This is a genomic window from Pseudoalteromonas sp. UCD-33C, assembly GCF_001306895.1.
Lineage (GTDB): Bacteria > Pseudomonadota > Gammaproteobacteria > Enterobacterales > Alteromonadaceae > Pseudoalteromonas.
Window position 1 is genome coordinate 45,407 of the sequence record NZ_LJTB01000014.1, and the last position, 16,930, is coordinate 62,336.

16 protein-coding genes are annotated in these 16,930 nt (G+C 42.2%); 12 read left to right on the plus strand and 4 right to left on the minus strand.

The features are described 5' to 3' along the window. The first annotated feature begins 90 nt into the window (after positions 1-90). The 3 genes from glyQ to AOG26_RS18115 all read left to right on the plus strand — a co-directional run bounded on the left by glyQ (position 91) and on the right by AOG26_RS18115 (position 3,579). Positions 91-990, plus strand: a complete 900-nt coding sequence (gene glyQ / locus AOG26_RS18105) for a glycine--tRNA ligase subunit alpha (RefSeq protein WP_054554789.1) — start codon at positions 91-93, stop codon at positions 988-990. Positions 991-998: 8 nt separating this feature from the next. Then, positions 999-3,068: a glycine--tRNA ligase subunit beta gene (gene glyS / locus AOG26_RS18110; protein WP_054563763.1), complete on the plus strand. Its 2,070-nt coding sequence runs from the start codon at positions 999-1,001 to the stop codon at positions 3,066-3,068. Positions 3,069-3,129: 61 nt separating this feature from the next. Further along, positions 3,130-3,579, plus strand: coding sequence for a hypothetical protein (locus AOG26_RS18115; RefSeq protein WP_054563764.1), 450 nt, complete (start codon positions 3,130-3,132; stop codon positions 3,577-3,579). Positions 3,580-3,706: 127 nt separating this feature from the next. On the opposite strand, the gene tusA is transcribed toward AOG26_RS18115, so the two are convergent. The 3 genes from tusA to fadB all read right to left on the minus strand — a co-directional run bounded on the left by tusA (position 3,707) and on the right by fadB (position 7,431). After that, positions 3,707-3,946 (minus strand): sulfurtransferase TusA, encoded by a 240-nt coding sequence (tusA, locus tag AOG26_RS18120; RefSeq protein WP_054554785.1) that lies wholly within the window; start codon positions 3,944-3,946, stop codon positions 3,707-3,709. Positions 3,947-4,099: 153 nt separating this feature from the next. Then, positions 4,100-5,266: an acetyl-CoA C-acyltransferase FadA gene (gene fadA, locus AOG26_RS18125; protein WP_054563765.1), complete on the minus strand. Its 1,167-nt coding sequence runs from the start codon at positions 5,264-5,266 to the stop codon at positions 4,100-4,102. 5 nt (positions 5,267-5,271) lie between these two features. Then, positions 5,272-7,431: a fatty acid oxidation complex subunit alpha FadB gene (gene fadB, locus AOG26_RS18130; RefSeq protein WP_054563766.1), complete on the minus strand. Its 2,160-nt coding sequence runs from the start codon at positions 7,429-7,431 to the stop codon at positions 5,272-5,274. Between the two features lie 195 nt (positions 7,432-7,626). On the opposite strand from fadB, the gene AOG26_RS18135 reads away from it, so the two are divergent. From AOG26_RS18135 to AOG26_RS18175, 9 genes are all read left to right on the plus strand, one after another. Continuing rightward, positions 7,627-9,513: a transglycosylase SLT domain-containing protein gene (locus AOG26_RS18135; RefSeq protein WP_054563767.1), complete on the plus strand. Its 1,887-nt coding sequence runs from the start codon at positions 7,627-7,629 to the stop codon at positions 9,511-9,513. Positions 9,514-9,606: 93 nt separating this feature from the next. Further along, a complete protein-coding gene (gene pepQ, locus AOG26_RS18140) occupies positions 9,607-10,929 on the plus strand; it encodes a Xaa-Pro dipeptidase (RefSeq protein ID WP_054563768.1) in 1,323 nt (440 codons plus the stop codon). Between the two features lie 58 nt (positions 10,930-10,987). Then, positions 10,988-11,605, plus strand: coding sequence for a YigZ family protein (locus AOG26_RS18145; RefSeq protein WP_054563769.1), 618 nt, complete (start codon positions 10,988-10,990; stop codon positions 11,603-11,605). Positions 11,606-11,700: 95 nt separating this feature from the next. Beyond that, positions 11,701-13,152, plus strand: a complete 1,452-nt coding sequence (locus AOG26_RS18150; protein ID WP_054563770.1) for a TrkH family potassium uptake protein — start codon at positions 11,701-11,703, stop codon at positions 13,150-13,152. Positions 13,153-13,190: 38 nt separating this feature from the next. Beyond that, positions 13,191-13,847: a flagellar brake domain-containing protein gene (locus AOG26_RS18155; protein WP_054563771.1), complete on the plus strand. Its 657-nt coding sequence runs from the start codon at positions 13,191-13,193 to the stop codon at positions 13,845-13,847. A gap of 468 nt (positions 13,848-14,315) precedes the next feature. Further along, complete coding sequence (locus tag AOG26_RS18160) at positions 14,316-14,525, plus strand: calmodulin (protein ID WP_054563772.1); 210 nt, start codon at positions 14,316-14,318, stop codon at positions 14,523-14,525. Positions 14,526-14,592: 67 nt separating this feature from the next. Beyond that, complete coding sequence (locus AOG26_RS18165) at positions 14,593-14,805, plus strand: calmodulin (RefSeq protein WP_054554776.1); 213 nt, start codon at positions 14,593-14,595, stop codon at positions 14,803-14,805. 140 nt (positions 14,806-14,945) lie between these two features. After that, positions 14,946-15,161: a calmodulin gene (locus AOG26_RS18170; RefSeq protein ID WP_054563773.1), complete on the plus strand. Its 216-nt coding sequence runs from the start codon at positions 14,946-14,948 to the stop codon at positions 15,159-15,161. An 86-nt stretch (positions 15,162-15,247) separates the two neighbouring features. After that, the gene (locus AOG26_RS18175) at positions 15,248-15,466 is read left to right on the plus strand and encodes an EF-hand domain-containing protein (RefSeq protein ID WP_054563774.1); all 219 of its coding nucleotides are present in this window, start codon (positions 15,248-15,250) and stop codon (positions 15,464-15,466) included. Between the two features lie 81 nt (positions 15,467-15,547). Here AOG26_RS18175 and trkA read toward each other — a convergent pair whose 3' ends face one another. Next, the gene (gene trkA, locus AOG26_RS18180) at positions 15,548-16,924 is read right to left on the minus strand and encodes a Trk system potassium transporter TrkA (RefSeq protein ID WP_054563775.1); all 1,377 of its coding nucleotides are present in this window, start codon (positions 16,922-16,924) and stop codon (positions 15,548-15,550) included. Between the last annotated feature and the right edge of the window lie 6 nt (positions 16,925-16,930).

The following is a 16,930-nucleotide window of genomic DNA, read 5'->3' on the forward strand; positions in this document are numbered from 1 at the left end:
AAAAAGCACAAACTGCTTAAAACCTTACTGCACACAAGGTATACTGAGAGCAATTTTCAGACTAAACGCACCAGATACTATAAGCCAAATATGCAAAAATATGACGTTAAAACCTTTCAAGGTTTGATCCTGGCTTTACAGGACTATTGGGCACAGCAAGGCTGTGTGATTGCTCAACCACTCGATATGGAAGTGGGAGCAGGGACATTTCATCCGTTAACTTTCTTAAAGTCGATTGGCCCAGAGCCAATGTCGAGCGCGTATGTTCAACCATGCCGCCGTCCAACTGATGGTCGTTATGGTGAAAACCCGAACCGTTTACAGCATTACTACCAATTCCAAGTAGTATTAAAGCCATCACCAGAAAACATCCAGGAGCTCTATTTAGGCTCTTTAGCTGCCGTTGGTATCGATACACTAACTGATGAAGTTCGCTTCGTAGAAGACAACTGGGAGTCTCCTACATTAGGTGCATGGGGTCTAGGTTGGGAGATCTGGTTAAACGGCATGGAAGTAACTCAGTTTACTTACTTCCAACAAGTAGGTGGCTTAGAGTGCTCACCTGTAACCGGTGAAATCACTTATGGTCTTGAGCGTTTAGCAATGTATATTCAGGGCGTAGATAGTATCTATGACCTAGTATGGGCAGACGGTCCTATGGGTCGTGTGACATACGGTGATGTATTCCATCAAAACGAAGTAGAGCAGTCAGCTTATAACTTCGAACAAGCGGATGTTGAGTTCTTATTTGCACAGTTCGATCACTGTGAAAAAGAAAGCGAAAAGCTAATTGAAGCAGGCTTACCATTACCAGCTTATGAGCAAGTAATGAAAGCCTCACATGCGTTTAACTTATTAGACGCTCGTCACGCTATCTCAGTAACAGAACGTCAACGTTATATCTTACGTGTTCGTGCTTTATCTAAAGCATGTGCGCAAAGTTACTATGATGCCCGTGAAGCTCTTGGTTTCCCGCTTTGTAAGGATTAAGAATTAGCATGTCAGCAGAAAATTTATTAGTAGAAATTGGCACAGAAGAGTTGCCACCGAAAGCACTTCGTAAACTTGCTGAGTCGTTTGCTGAGAACTTAGCAACAGAGCTTGCAAGCTTAGAATTAAATCACCAAGGCGTTAACTGGTACGCATCACCACGTCGTTTAGGTTTGCGTGTTACTGCACTTGAGGCTAAGCAAAGTGACAAGGTTGTAGAAAAGCGTGGTCCTGCAGTTGCAGCAGCTTTTGATGCCGATGGTAATCCAACTAAAGCAGCAATGGGTTGGGCTCGTGGTTGTGGTATCGATGTAAGCGATGCACAAACACTTGAGACAGATAAAGGCGCTTGGTTATTACATAAGGCACAGGTTGAAGGTCAAGCAACTACATCACTTATGAGTGATGCTGTAAACAAAGCACTTACTAAATTACCTATCCCTAAACCAATGCGTTGGGGTGCAAATAAAACACAATTTATTCGCCCTGTGCACACAGCGACTATCTTATTTGGTAGCACGCTAATTGAAGGTGAAATCCTTGGTAAGCAAGTTGGCAACCAATTACAAGGTCACCGTTTCCATCATCCAGAAAAAGTAACAATCAACCACGCTGATGATGTGTTTGATGTTCTTAAATCTGCTTACGTTGTCGCTGACTTCGAAGCGCGTAAAGCACAAATTCGCGAACAAATTGAAGCAGCAGCTAGCGCTGTAAATGCAAAAGTAGCGATGGATGAAGACTTACTTGAAGAAGTAACATCCTTGGTTGAATGGCCAGTAACGCTGACAGCAACATTCGAAGAAGCATTTTTAGATGTTCCTTCAGAAGCGCTTATCTATACTATGAAGGACGACCAAAAGTACTTCCCGTTATTAGACCAAGATGGCAACTTACTAAACAAGTTCCTATTTGTTTCAAATATCGAAAGTAAAGATCCAAGCGTGGTAATTGCTGGTAACGAAAAAGTTGTTCGTCCTCGTTTAGCGGATGCGCAGTTCTTCTACGAAACAGATAAGAAGAAAACGCTAGAGAGCCGTTTAGAATCGCTAGATACCGTTTTATTCCAAAAGCAACTTGGTACGCTGAAAGATAAATCTGAACGTATTAGTGAACTTGCCGGTTATATTGCTGAGCAATTAGGTGCTGATGCAGAGCTGGCTAAGCGAGCAGGTTTATTAAGTAAAACAGACTTAATGACCGAAATGGTTATGGAGTTTACCGACGTACAAGGTGTAATGGGTATGCATTACGCCCGTCACGACGGTGAAGCAGAAGAAGTGGCACTAGCGCAAAACGAACAATATATGCCTCGCTTCGCGGGTGATAACTTACCAACAAATGTGATCAGCTGTGCGGTAGCAATTGCTGATAAGTTTGATACGCTGGTGGGTATTTTTGGTATTGGTCAAGCGCCAAAAGGCGACAAAGACCCATTTGCACTACGCCGTGCAGCTATCGGTGCATTACGCATCATGGTTGAAAAATCATTACCGCTAGATATCTTAGACCTTGTTGCTAAGTCACAAACGCTATTCGGTGAAAAGCTAACGAACCTAAACGTATCAACAGATGTGTTTGAGTTTATGTTAGGTCGTTTCCGCGCATGGTATCAAGATGAAGGTATCGAAGTTGATGTCATTCAAGCAGTGCTAGCACGTCGCCCAACTAAACCAGTTGATTTCGACCGCCGTGTTAAAGCAGTAAGTCACTTCCGTACATTAGACGCAGCAGAAGCGCTTGCAGCAGCAAATAAACGTGTAAGCAATATCTTGGCTAAGAATGACATCACAACACAAGGTGATGTGAATGAGAGCCTATTAAGCGATGACGCAGAAAAAGTATTAGCGTCACACGTTGCTAAGTTTGCAACTGAGCTTGCACCTTTATATGCAAATGGCGATTACCAAGAAGCATTGTCACAACTTGCGGGTATCCGTGAGAGTGTTGATAACTTCTTCGATAACGTCATGGTAATGGCCGATGACGAAGCGGTTAAACAAAACCGTTTAGCATTATTAAGCCAACTAAGCCGTCTGTTTTTAGATATTGCTGATATTTCTGTACTTCAGAAGTAAGCAGTAGCCAATTAATAAAAGCCAGCTCAGTGCTGGCTTTTTTGTAGCAAAAGGAACAGTAATGAAACGTGTAATTACTTTAGCATTAGCAGGCTTATTAACGGCCTGTTCTAGCCAAATGCAAATGCCAAGCATCGACGATATTCTGCCTAGCAAAGAGCTTGACCGTACTATGTATTTACGTGGTGATTTCACCTTATGGGATGCCGAGCCGCAGTATCAATTAGAGCAAGTTGCACCGGGCATATTCCAAACCGACGTTAAGTTTTCAACACCAGGTAAGGTTTATGAATTCAAAGTAGCGGATGCAGATTTTAGCGAAGGCTATAACTGTGGTTACAGTGATATGGACCCAGCAGGGCAATCATTAGTGCTAGGCCAAGCCGCCAATGCAGACTGTAATACCATCTACAATTATTTCAGCTTTAAACCCGCTGCAAAAGGCGTGTATGTCGTGAGCTTTGATTACCGCAATAGTAATCAACCAAAAGTGACAGTAACGAAGAAATAGCTTTAAGCTTTCAGCTGTCAGTTTTAAGCCGTTCGAGTGAGCGTTTAATATTGATAAATGCTCACTTTTAATTTTAATTGATTAACTCGAAACTCGAAACTCGAAACTCGAAACTCGAAACTCGTTGTTACAACCCTTTCTTCACCAAGTATCGATAGGGTGCTTGTTCTACATCTTTAGCCACAAGTGTGTGATCCATAAAAGTACAAAAGCTTGGGATATCGCGGGTGGTTGATGGGTCATCGGCGATGATAAGTAATGTTTCGCCATCTTTCATTTTACGTACTGCGCCACGCACCATCATAACAGGTTCTGGACAACGTAGGCCAAGTGCATCTAATTGGTGATCGGGATTATCAAAACTCATGGCTGACCTTTTAGGTGAAAGAGACGATTAATAAGCAGCTATTTTAACTTTCTATTGCCGCCAGTTTCAATAACCGAAAGCAAAGCAAATAAAAAAGGCGCACTGAGCAAGTCAGTGCGCCTTTTTATCACCAAGATGTTTGGTGTGAGCTCGTTATTCTACGCGCTCAAATACAGTTGCAATACCTTGGCCTAAACCAATACACATAGTTGCTAGACCGTATTTAGCGTTCTTGTCTTCCATTAGATGAACAAGCGTTGTGCTAATACGTGAACCAGAACAACCAAGTGGGTGACCAAGTGCAATTGCACCACCATTTAGGTTAACTTTCTCATCTACCACATCCATCAGACCGAGGTCTTTTAACACTGGTAGAGATTGTGCTGCGAACGCTTCGTTAAGCTCAGCAACATCGATATCGTCGATGGTGATACCTGCTTGTTGAAGTGCTTTTTGCGAAGCTGGAACTGGGCCGTAACCCATGATTGATGGATCGCAACCTGCAACAGCCATTGATTTAATACGCGCACGAATTGGTAAACCAAGTTCTTTTGCTTTCTCTTCGCTCATTACAAGCATTGCTGACGCGCCGTCAGAAAGTGCAGAAGAAGTACCTGCCGTTACGCTACCTGATGCTGGATTGAATACAGGGCGTAGTTGCGATAAGCCTTCAACAGTTGTCTCTGGGCGGATTACTTCATCGTCTTCAACTAAGATTAAAGAACCATCTGCATCGTGACCTTCCATTGGCAGGATTTCACGACGGAAACGACCTTCAACAGTTGCTGCGTGTGCACGTTGGTGTGAACGGTAAGCAAATTCGTCTTGTTGCTCGCGGCTAATGCCGTGCAGCGTAGCAAGGTATTCTGCAGTTAAACCCATTACGCCAGCAGCTTGTGCTACAGACGTTGATAAACCTGGGTGAAAATCATTACCGTGAGTCATAGGTACGTGACCCATGTGTTCAACACCACCAATGATGTAGGTATCACCAGCGCCAGTCATAATAGCGCGTGCTGCATCGTGTAATGCTTGCATTGATGAACCACATAAACGGTTAACTGTAACAGCTGGTACTGAGTGAGGGATACCGGCTAGTAGTGATGCGTTACGAGCAATGTTAAAACCTTGCTCTAAAGTTTGTTGTACACAGCCCCAGTAAATATCATCAATTGATGCTGGATCAACGGCTGGGTTACGGTCTAACAAACCTTTCATTAAGTGAGCACTTAAATCTTCCGCACGCTTGTTTTTGAATACGCCGTTCTTTGAACGACCCATTGGTGTGCGGATACAATCTACGATTACTGGATTATTCATGTTTCTTATCCTTCCACCTTATAGAATACACGGCCTTCTTCGGCCCACTTGCGAGTTTCATCTGATACTTGGTAAATCGCACCTAAATGAGCGTACTTGTCTGCTGTCGCAACAAAGTTCGCTAAACCAGTTTGATCTAAGTAACGGAATGCACCGCCTCTAAATGGAGGGAAACCAATGCCGTAAATTAGCGCCATGTCAGCTTCTTGTGGAGACGCTACGATACCTTCTTGTAAACAAAGTAGTACTTCGTTGATCATCGGGATCATACAACGGTCAATGATTTCTTGTTTGTCGAAATCTTTAGGTGCATCAGTGATAGCACTTAGTAACTGAGTTGCTGTTGCATCTTTTGCTTTTTTCAGGCGACCACGACGGTCTGGTGCGTACTGGTAGAAACCTGCTCCATTTTTCTGACCAAAGCGTTTTTCGTTTGCAAATACAGTAACTGGGTCTTTATCTTGGCGAGCCATACGCTCAGGGAAACCGTCAGCCATTACACCTGTACAGTGGTAAGCCGTATCGATACCTACAACATCAAGAAGATATGCAGGACCCATTGGCCAACCAAATACATTTTCCATCACTTTATCAACTTTAGTGAAGTCAGCACCTTCAACAACAAGTTTGCTGAAACCTGCAAAGTAAGGGAATAGTACGCGGTTTACAAAGAAACCAGGGCAGTCGTTTACAACGATTGGTGATTTACCAAGTTTTAATGCGTAATCAACAACCGCATTAATTGTCGCTTCTGATGTTTTTTCACCACGAATGATTTCTACTAATGGCATTTTTGGCACTGGGTTAAAGAAGTGCATACCACAGAAGTTTTCTGGTTTTTCAAGTGCCGATGCTAACTCGTCAATACGAATTGTTGAGGTATTTGAAGTTAGGATAGTGCCCGCTGGTAAGTCTTTTTCAAGACCAGCAAGAACGGCTTGCTTCACTTTAGGGTTTTCAACTACGGCTTCAACAACGATGTCTGCGCTTTGTAAGTCTGAATCGTTTAGCGTTGGCTTGATCTTGCCTAAGGTAGCAACCATCTTATCCATCGCCATATGGCCACGTTGTACTTTTTTGCCAAGTAGCTTAGATGCTTCGCCCATTCCTAAATCAAGTGCATCTTGGTTGATGTCTTTCATGATAATAGGTGTGCCTTTATAAGCAGACTGGTATGCAATACCGCCGCCCATAATACCTGCGCCTAATACAGCTGCTTGTTTGATCTCAAGTTCACTGTGTTTAGCTTGCTTCTTCGCTTTACCTTTAATGTATTGGTCAGCTAAGAAAATACCTGTTTGTGCAGCAGCTTCGCTTGTTGCTGCTAATTTAGCAAAGTTAGCGTTTTCAATCGCCATTGCTTCAGCGCGTTCACAGTTTGCTGCAGCTTTGATTGTTTTTACAGCCATAACAGGTGCTGGGTAGTGACCTTTTGTCTGACCCATTACCATGCCTTCAGCCATCGCAAAGCTCATACCTTGCTCAACACGGTTCATTTTCAGTGGCTGTAATTTTACTTGTCGTTTTGCTTGCCAATCTAGCTTGCCAGCAATTGCTTGCTCAAGTGTTGCAATACTTGACTCTAAAAGTTTGTCAGCACTAACTACTGCGTCAAAAGCACCTACTTTTAGGGCATCAGCAGCGCGGTTTTCTTTACCTGTAGTGATCCATGTCATCGCATTATCAGCGCCAATAAGGCGCGGAAGGCGAACTGTACCACCAAAACCAGGCATGATGCCTAGTTTAACTTCAGGTAGGCCAATTTTAGCGTTAGAGCTAGCAACGCGGTAATCGGTAGCAAGTGCCCACTCACATCCACCGCCAAGCGCCATGCCGTTTACAGCACTTAGCGTTGGGAAAGGTAAATCTTCAATTGCATCAAAAACGTCAGTTGCATTTTTGATCCATGCAACAAGTTCTTCTTGAGGTTTAGTGAAGGTAGGTAAAAATTCGAAAATGTCGGCACCGATAATGAAATGATCTTTATCGCTGGTGAACACCATGCCTTTGATATCTGAGTTTGTTGCCAATTCTTTTAATGCTAAAGCGCAATCTTGCAAGGTTTGCTGCGAAAGTTTATTTACTGAGCCGTCTGCACAGAACTTAAACTCGGCGATGTTGTCCTTGATGAAAGCAACTTCAAATGAATCGCTTTTATATAACATTATTATTCTCCCTAGTTTATTAACTAAGACTGGTACGATGAGTTTGCATTTCAATCAGTGTGCTTGCTTTAAAATGAAAATGCAACGAAAAATTTACTGCGCTTTATCGCGATTGGTTAAAATATAGCTGGTTTGGTGCTAAGGTGTAGGAGAAGTTTTTTGTTATTAATTCTTTAATTTTTGTTAAAGGTCATCATGAAAAAACAACTCCTTGGTTGGACAGCTGCCGCATTACTTTTTCCTTTTTTTGCAGCTGAAGCCAACGATAAACATGACGCTTTTTTAAAAGCAGAAAAAAAGGCGCGTTACGGTGATTATCAAGACATGAAAGAGGCAGCAAGTGGGCTTGATCACCCTTTGAAGCCTTATGTCGAAAAGGCTTATTGGCAACGTAATCCGAGCTTAAAACACCAGACAGAAATCGAAAACTACCTCAATGTTTACCAAAACACGCCACTAGAGTGGCCTGTACGTAAGGCATGGCTAAATTACTTAAAAAAGTACAACAAAAAAGCGGCTTATATTCGTAACTATCGCGAAACAAGCAATAACGAATTGACCTGTCCTTATTTAAGTTTTCAATTGGACTTAGGTGCGCCTGAAAAAGCCATCATGAATCAAGTTACTGATTTATGGGTGGTAGGAAAATCACAACCAAAAGAGTGCGATAAGTTGTTCTCTCTTTGGAAGAAAAAAGGTTACCAGACCGAAGAGCGGGTTTGGCAGCGCATTAGCTTGGCTGCCGAAGGGGGCTCATCAAGTTTAATCCCATACTTAAAAACACTACTGCCTCGTGCTGACCAATATTTAGCTGATTTATATCTAAAGGTACGCAAAGATCCGAGTGCTTCAGCGGGCCTTTATCGCTACAAGAAAAAATCAGCTAAAGAAGGGCAGATTGCGATTTATGGAGTTAAGCGCCTAGTATGGCGAGATAAAGACCTTGCACTGCGTGCCTGGGAAAAGCTCGAAACCATGTTCGATTATACAGACGAGCAAAAAGCGGATGTTTACTACAGCTTTGCCTTGTCGCTTGCTTCAAGTGGCCACCAACAAGCGCGCTTTTGGTTAAATAAAGTGCCTAAAGACCGTCAAACTAGAAAGTTAATGCAATGGCAACTTGGCAATATGTTAGAGAGACAAGATTGGTCTGGCATTGTGGCGTTTTTTACAGGCAAAGAAAACCTGAGCCTAGGTCAACAATATTGGTTAGCATATAGCTTAAACCAACGTGGTGAAGTCGAGCGTGCTCGTGAAATCTGGCAAACAGTAGCTAAAGAGCGTGATTATTACGGCTTTTTAGCATCTGCACGCTTAGGTATTCCGGTTAGCTTAAATAATAAAGAGATAAATATTAGTAATAAGCTAAAGCTTGAAGTGGCGAATGCTCCAGGCTTTAAGCGAGCTCGTGCTTTATATGAGCTTGAGCGCTTTACATCTGCGCGTCGTGAGTGGAATTATTTAACGGGTACATCAACCAAAGAAGAAAAGCTCGCCGCGTCTTTGCTTGCTGCTGAACTTGATTGGTACGACAGTACTATCTACACTTTGGCGCAGTTAAAAGAGTGGGACTATGTCGACTTACGTTTCCCATTTGCGTTCAAAGATGTATTTGCAACATATAGCAGTCGCAGCCATATTGATGTTGCTTGGAGCATTGCAATTTCACGTCGTGAAAGTTCTTTTGCGCCCGATGCACGTTCTCATGCCAATGCCCATGGTTTGATGCAGTTGTTACCAAGCACTGCTAAGTATATGAATAAAAGCTCTGTATCACGAAAGCAGTTATACCAGCCTCGTACTAATATTCGCCTTGGTAGTGAGTATTTGCAGTATTTGAAAAAGAAAAACCACGGCAACGAAATCCTTGCAACGGCTTCTTATAATGCGGGTTATCATCGTATTAAACGTTGGATCCCAGAGCAAGCTATGCCAGCTGAACTGTGGATTGAGTTAATTCCTTATACAGAAACACGAAACTACGTTAAGAATGTATTTGCTTACAGGCAGGTATACCATACTCGATTAGGACGCGATGGCAATGTTCTAGCGCCAATTCTTGATATGTCGATGGGTGGTTAAACTCGATTTGTCACACTATCCTCCCTCAGTTGGGGGATGGTGCTGGCTATGATAGACTGCTAACAAGTTAAATTTACTAAAGATGGGTTTACTATGGATAAATTAGCGGTGTTATATGCCGAACATATTGCAACCTTGCAACAACGCACTCGAACAATTACAGAGCGTGAAGGTTTAGAAGGGTTAGTAATTCACTCAGGTCAGGCTAAACGTCAGTTTTTAGATGACATGTATTATCCGTTTAAGGTGAATCCGCAATTTAAAGCTTGGTTACCAGTGATCGACAACCCACATTGTTGGATTGTGGTTGATGGTGCATCTAAGCCGAAACTGATTTTTTATCGTCCTGTCGACTTTTGGCATAAAGTACCTGACGAACCACGTGATTTTTGGGCTGAGTATTTTGATATTGAATTATTAGTACAGCCAGATCAGGTAGAAAAACTGCTTCCTTATGATAAAGCTAAATATGCCTATATCGGTGAATACCTAGAAGTAGCGCAAGCGCTGGGCTTTAGTATTATGAACCCAGAGCCAGTTATGAACTACCTTCATTTTCATCGTGCTTATAAAACGCAGTATGAGCTTGAGTGTTTACGCCAAGCTAACCGTATCGCGGTAGATGGCCACAAAGCAGCACGTGATACGTTTTTTGCTGGTGGTTCAGAGTTTGATATTCAGCAAGCTTACCTTATGGCTACCCGCCAGAGTGAAAACGAGATGCCTTACGGCAATATCGTTGCACTAAATGAGAACTGTGCAATTTTACATTACACGCATTTTGAACCTAAAGCGCCGCAAACGCATCACTCTTTCCTTATTGACGCAGGTGCAAACTTTAATGGTTATGCTGCTGATATCACACGTACTTATGATTTTAAAAAGTCAGGTGAGTTTAGCGATTTAATTAAAGTAATGACTGAGCATCAAATCGCTTTAGGTAAAGCATTAAAACCTGGCTTGTTATACGGTGAATTGCATTTAGATTGTCACCAGCGTGTAGCGCAAGTACTAAGCGACTTTAATATTGTGAAGTTACCAGCCGCTGAAATTGTTGAGCGTGGTATTACGTCGACGTTCTTCCCGCATGGTCTTGGTCATCACCTTGGTTTACAAGTTCACGATATGGGTGGCTTCATGGCTGATGATACAGGTGCGCACCAAGCACCACCTGAAGGTCATCCGTTCCTACGTTGCACTCGCTTAATCGAAAAGAACCAAGTATTTACTATTGAACCTGGTTTATACTTTATCGACTCGTTATTAGGTGACCTTGCGCAAACTGACAACAAACAGTTTATTAACTGGGAAAAAGTTGAAGAGTTTAAGCCATTTGGCGGTATCCGTATTGAAGATAATATTATCGTTCATGAAGATAGCCTAGAAAACATGACTCGTGATCTACACTTAGATTAACGATAAAGGTTAGTGAATATCGGGGCCAATAGGCCCCATTTTTTTTAGATAAGCAATTATGTCTGAATACCAATATCCGGCTGAGCCGGTTTTTTACCAAGAAGAAATCAAAAAAAGCACCTTTATTGTGCATATTGCCCACACCCCAGATCTTGCGTCAGCAAAAGCCTTTATCAAAGAAATTCAAGATAAATACAGCGATGCTCGTCATAATTGCTGGGCACATGTTGCGGGTAACCCCGGTGGTAGTCATGTGTATGGCTTTTCTGATGATGGTGAGCCCAATGGCACAGCAGGTAAGCCAATGCTTAATGTATTAACAGGCTCTGGTATTGGTGAAATTACAGCGGTGGTAACCCGTTATTTCGGGGGCATCAAGCTTGGTACAGGTGGGCTAGTTCGCGCCTATGGCGGTAGTTTAAATAATGCCATGCGAGAGCTTAAAACCATTACCAAGGTACCGAGTGTTGAGCTGGTTGGCCAAAGTGATTACAGCGTACAAGGTGCAATTGAGCAGTTATTAAAAAATCAGTATCAGGTGCTTAATATCGAAAAACAATTTGCAGAGAACATCACATGGCAAATTGAAATCGATAGCCGTCAGGCAGAGCAAGCGATTGATGATATCCATGAATTGACTCATGGCGGAGTTAGCCTAAAAGTCAGAAAAATTTGAAATGTAAAAATAATACATTCCGTTTACTTACAATTAAGGCTGTAAGACAATAAACTGTATTAGCTAAACATTTAATAAGAAAGCGATACGCCTAGATGCAATTTCGTACCATAATAAAAATTCTCGGCCAGCTGGTGGCGTTATTTAGTATCACTATGGTGCCACCGGCACTGGTGTCTTTGATCTACAAAGACGGTGGTGGTGTGCCATTCGTTCTCGCTTTCATTTTTAGTGTTGTTATTGGTTTAGCAGCTTATTATCCAAACCGTCATGAGCATGGTGATCTTAAAGCCCGTGAAGGCTTCTTGATTGTAGTCTTGTTCTGGTTGGTACTAGGTACCTTCGCTGCGGTGCCTTTAGTGTTCTTACAAGAGCCTAATCTTTCCTTAGCTGACTCCGTATTTGAGGCCTTTTCAGGGCTGACAACCACAGGGGCTACCGTACTTACGGGCATAGAATACCTACCTAAATCAGTCCTCTTTTATCGCCAGCAACTGCAATGGCTAGGTGGTATGGGGATCATCGTACTAGCAGTCGCGGTACTGCCTATGCTAGGGGTCGGTGGTATGCAGCTATACCGTGCAGAAACACCAGGTCCGGTTAAAGACTCAAAAATGACACCGCGTATTGCCGATACCGCAAAGCATCTTTGGTATATCTATGTATCGCTGACGATAGCCTGTACGCTTGCTTATTGGGCTGCAGGAATGGATTGGTTTGATGCAATCTGTCATGCGTTCTCTACGATTGCGATAGGCGGCTTCTCTACCTACGATGCATCAATGGGGCAGTTTGATAGCCCATTAATTAACTTTATTTGCGTAGTGTTTTTGCTGATCGCAGCCATTAACTTCTCGCTGCATTATGCGGCGGTAGCTTCACGCAATATTCGTGTTTATTTACGCGACCCTGAATTTAAAGTGTTCTTATTGATTCAATTAGCATTGGTCATTGTCTGTTTTACTGTACTGTCTTCAAATAATATTTATGCTGATGGTGATGAGACTCTCGATCAAGCTATGTTCCAAGCGGTATCAATGAGTACTACCGCGGGCTTTGCGACAGACAACTTCTCAGCATGGCCGCTGTTCTTACCTATTTTACTTATTTTCTCAAGTTTTATTGGCGGCTGTGCCGGCTCTACCGGTGGTGGTATGAAGGTCGTGCGGGTGTTCTTACTTTATTTACAAGGTATTCGTGAGCTCAATCGTCTTGTGCATCCAAGGGCTATTTATTCAATTAAATTAGGCCGAAAAGCACTCCCAGATAAAGTTGTAGAAGCTGTTTGGGGCTTTTTCTCTGCGTATGCTTTGGTGTTTGTCATTATTATGTTGGCGCTGATGGGCACCGGCATGGATAACATCAGTGCATTCTCAGCAACAGCTGCTTGCTTAAATAACTTAGGCCCAGGTTTAGGTGAAGTCGCTGCTCATTACGGAGCGATTTCTGATACGGCAAAATGGCTACTTACTATTGCAATGGTATTTGGTCGTTTAGAAATATTCACCCTATTAGTGTTATTTACGCCAACCTTCTGGCGAGGCTAATCAAAGTAAGGTGATTATCTAGAAGTGGAGGCATTACTGTGCCAAAAACTCAAAAACAACGTAATCTTGAAAAGCTAACCTGTATCCCTGCGGGTAGTTTGGTAGATGTTGAAATTACTACACCAACCGACAGTAAACGCGTAAAAACAGAATTTATTGGTTTGATGAATGATCAGTACATCATTATCAATTACCCATCAGCAAAGCGTTTAGCAAATGGTAGTGATTTCATCAAAGATGGGGTGATGGTCGTTATACGCGCGGTACTTGAAGCGGGTGGTGGGCAAGTAATTGCTTTTCGTCAGCAAATAAGCGCCTTGGCATCGCATCCTCACCGTTTAATTTTTCTCGAGTTTCCTAAGCAAGTGCAGCTTTATAGCTTACGTAGTGAAGCGCGTATACCTACGTTATTCCCTGCAAACTTAATCATTGCAGAGCAAAAACTGGCAGGGCTTATCAAAGATATTTCACTCACAGGCGTGCAGTTTGATCTTAATAGCAAGGAGGACTTAAGCGCTTTTAAAGGGCAAAGCTGCCAAATCACACTTAGTAAACGTGAGTTTAATGGCACAGTATGTAGCGTGCGCAAAAGAGCAGGCGGTTTTATGTTCGGTGTACAGCTTGATACGAGTGAAGATGAAATGAAAGCGTTTATGAAAGAGCACTTAATTGACCTTTCTGTGTTGGATATCTAATACCAATTCGCCATTTTGCAACAAAATGGCTATTTTCACCGATTTAGCCCTATAAATATTAAAATTAATTTATAAATAAATTTAAATAACCAATTAAATCAATGTGTTATCAATTAAATTAATTTCGATTTTTTTCTTCAAGTTTTGTTGTTCAGATAGAGTTTATTTTCAAATTTCTAATTTTTCTGTTTTCTAATCCGAGTTAATCGCTATTGTCTCCATTTTAATCTTGGTAACTTATTGATTTTAAAGGTGACAAAAAACCAACCACCGAGCTTGTTGCAAAACAGCAACAAACAAATAGCGTTATTTCCCCCTAATTATCGATATTATAGTTTAATGCATTGATTTTATTGTTCTTTTTAACTTTGGCATCGAAGTTGAAATAGTCTTAGCGAACACAGAGAAAAACTGATTCAGGAACATATCCTTTATCACAGTTGAGACAACATTGAAGGAATAGTGATTATGAAAACGTTACACAAAACTTTAGCACTTGTAGCTCTTGCAACTTCATCAGCAGCGTTTGCCGCTGACTTTGACACACTGGATGTTAATGGCGATGGCGCTATCAGCAAAAGCGAAGCATCAGTAAGCGAAACGTTAATGAGCCAATTTAAAGAGCTTGATACAGACGGCAACGGTGAGCTGTCTAAACAAGAGTACTCAAAAGCTTAATTTCATTGTAAGGACACACTGAAAAGGACTTCTAACTCAAGACAACACATTTTGAAGGAATGACATTATGAACACAGTAAATAAAACACTAGCACTTATGGCACTTGTATCTTCATCAGCAGCATTTGCGATGAGTGATTTCGATACTCTAGATGTTGATGGCAATGGTGTTATCAGCCAAAGCGAAGCATCGGTAGATGCAGAGCTAATGAGCAAATTCAGTGAATTAGACACTGACGGTAACGGTGAGTTATCGAAACAAGAATTTTCAAAAGCTTAATGTGATTAAGCAAAACCAGTTTATTTAGCTGATTAGTTCTGAGCTGCCAAAGACAGCCTAAATGGATAAGGGAATCCATGACAAAGGACAACACTGGAAGTGTGATCAGCTAACACTCTTAAAATTGAAGGAATATGATTATGAAAACAGTAAACAAAACATTAGCTTTAATCGCACTTGCATCTTCTTCAGCAGCTTTTGCAGCAACTGATTTTGACACTCTAGACGTAGACGGTAACGGCGTGGTTAGCAAAAGTGAAGCAGCCGTTGACGCAAAAATTATGTCGCAGTTTAAAACATTAGACGTGAATGGCGACGGCGTTCTTACTGAAGCAGAGTTCTCTGAAGACGAATAACTGAATTAATACGTAGTTATACCAATTTCCACTAAACAGGGATCTCAGAAACGGATTTCACTCTTTTCAAATTCAAGGTAGTTATTATGAAACAGTTAAGCACAACAATCGCAATTTTAGCACTAGCAACATCATCAGCAGCCTTTGCACAAGGCGTAAGCTTTTCAACATTCGATACCGACGGTGATGGTGTGATCAGCAAAGAAGAAGCGTCTGCAAATATGCAGCTTGAAAAGCTATTTCCAGAGCTAGATAGCGATGGTAATGGCGAACTTTCAAAAGAAGAGTTCGCTCAAATTCAATAGAATCTTTTAGAAAAGTTAGGTACTTTCACTTCAAGAGTCGTAAAGCAGCTGTCATGGCTGCTTTTTTCGTTTATAAACTTTTTACAAGAAGATAGCGCTTACTTGGAACAGCTTTTCAACAACCGTAATGTGCTTTTTATCAATCAAGAACATGATTACATGGTCACCCGACTGAATAACTGTATCGTCATGGGCAATCAATACATCATCGTTACGCACAATTGCACCAATGGTTGTTCCTGCTGGTAGCTTAATATCAGCAATTGCGCGGCCAACAACTTTAGAAGTATGCTCATCACCGTGAGCGACAGCCTCAATGGCTTCTGCTGCACCCTTACGTAACGAATAAACATTAACGATGTCACCACGACGTACGTGTGTTAACAGCGCTGAAATAGTGGCTTGCTGAGGCGAAATAGCAATATCAATCTCACCGCCTTGTACTAGGTCAACATAAGCGCCACGCTGAATAAGCACCATGGTTTTTTGTGCGCCCATACGCTTTGCCAGCATCGCAGACATAATGTTTGCTTCATCGTCGTTAGTCACTGCGATGAATACATCCACTTGTTCAATATGTTCTTCAGATAGCAGCTCTTGATCAGAGGCATCGCCACAAAATACCACGGTGTTATCAAGCATTTCTGAGAGCTGTGCTGCGCGCTCTTTATTGCGCTCAAGCAGCTTCACGCTGTGGTTTTTCTCAAGTGAACGCGCAAGGCCCGCACCGATATTACCACCACCAGCAATCATGATCTTTTTGTAAGAACGTTCGAGCTTTTGAAGCTCATTCATGACTGCTCGAATATGCTTTGTTGCAGCGATAAAGAACACTTCATCGTCCGCTTCGATAACCGTTGTGCCAAGCGGTTTAATCGCTTTACCTTGACGATAAATAGCCGCGACACGGGTTTCGACATTCGGGATGTGCTCTTTCAAGGCTGAAAGTGCATAACCCACCAGCAAACCACCGTAATAGGCTTTCACCGCAACCAGCGATAACATGCCATCGGCAAATTGTAATACCTGCAAAGCACCCGGATAGTCGATTAAGCGACGAATATACTTAGTTACCAGCGCTTCAGGAGCAATGTAGTGGTCAACAGGTAAGTCGTCGTTATGAAATAGCTTTTCACGGTACTTTAAGTATTGCTCTGAGCGAATACGGGCAATTTTGGTTGGTGTGTTAAAAATACTATAAGCAACTTGGCAAGCAACCATGTTCACTTCATCTGAACTGGTCACGGCAATAATCATATCGGCGTCTTCTGCGCCTGCGCGACGCAATACATCGGGATGCGCACTGTGGCCAGTAACACCTTGTAAGTCGTACTTATCTTGTAGCTCTCGCAAACGGTTACCGTCGATATCGACAACGGTGATCTCATTTTGCTCACCAACGAGGTTTTCTGCCAGTGTGCCACCAACTTGTCCGGCACCGAGTATGATTATTTTCATAGCTTG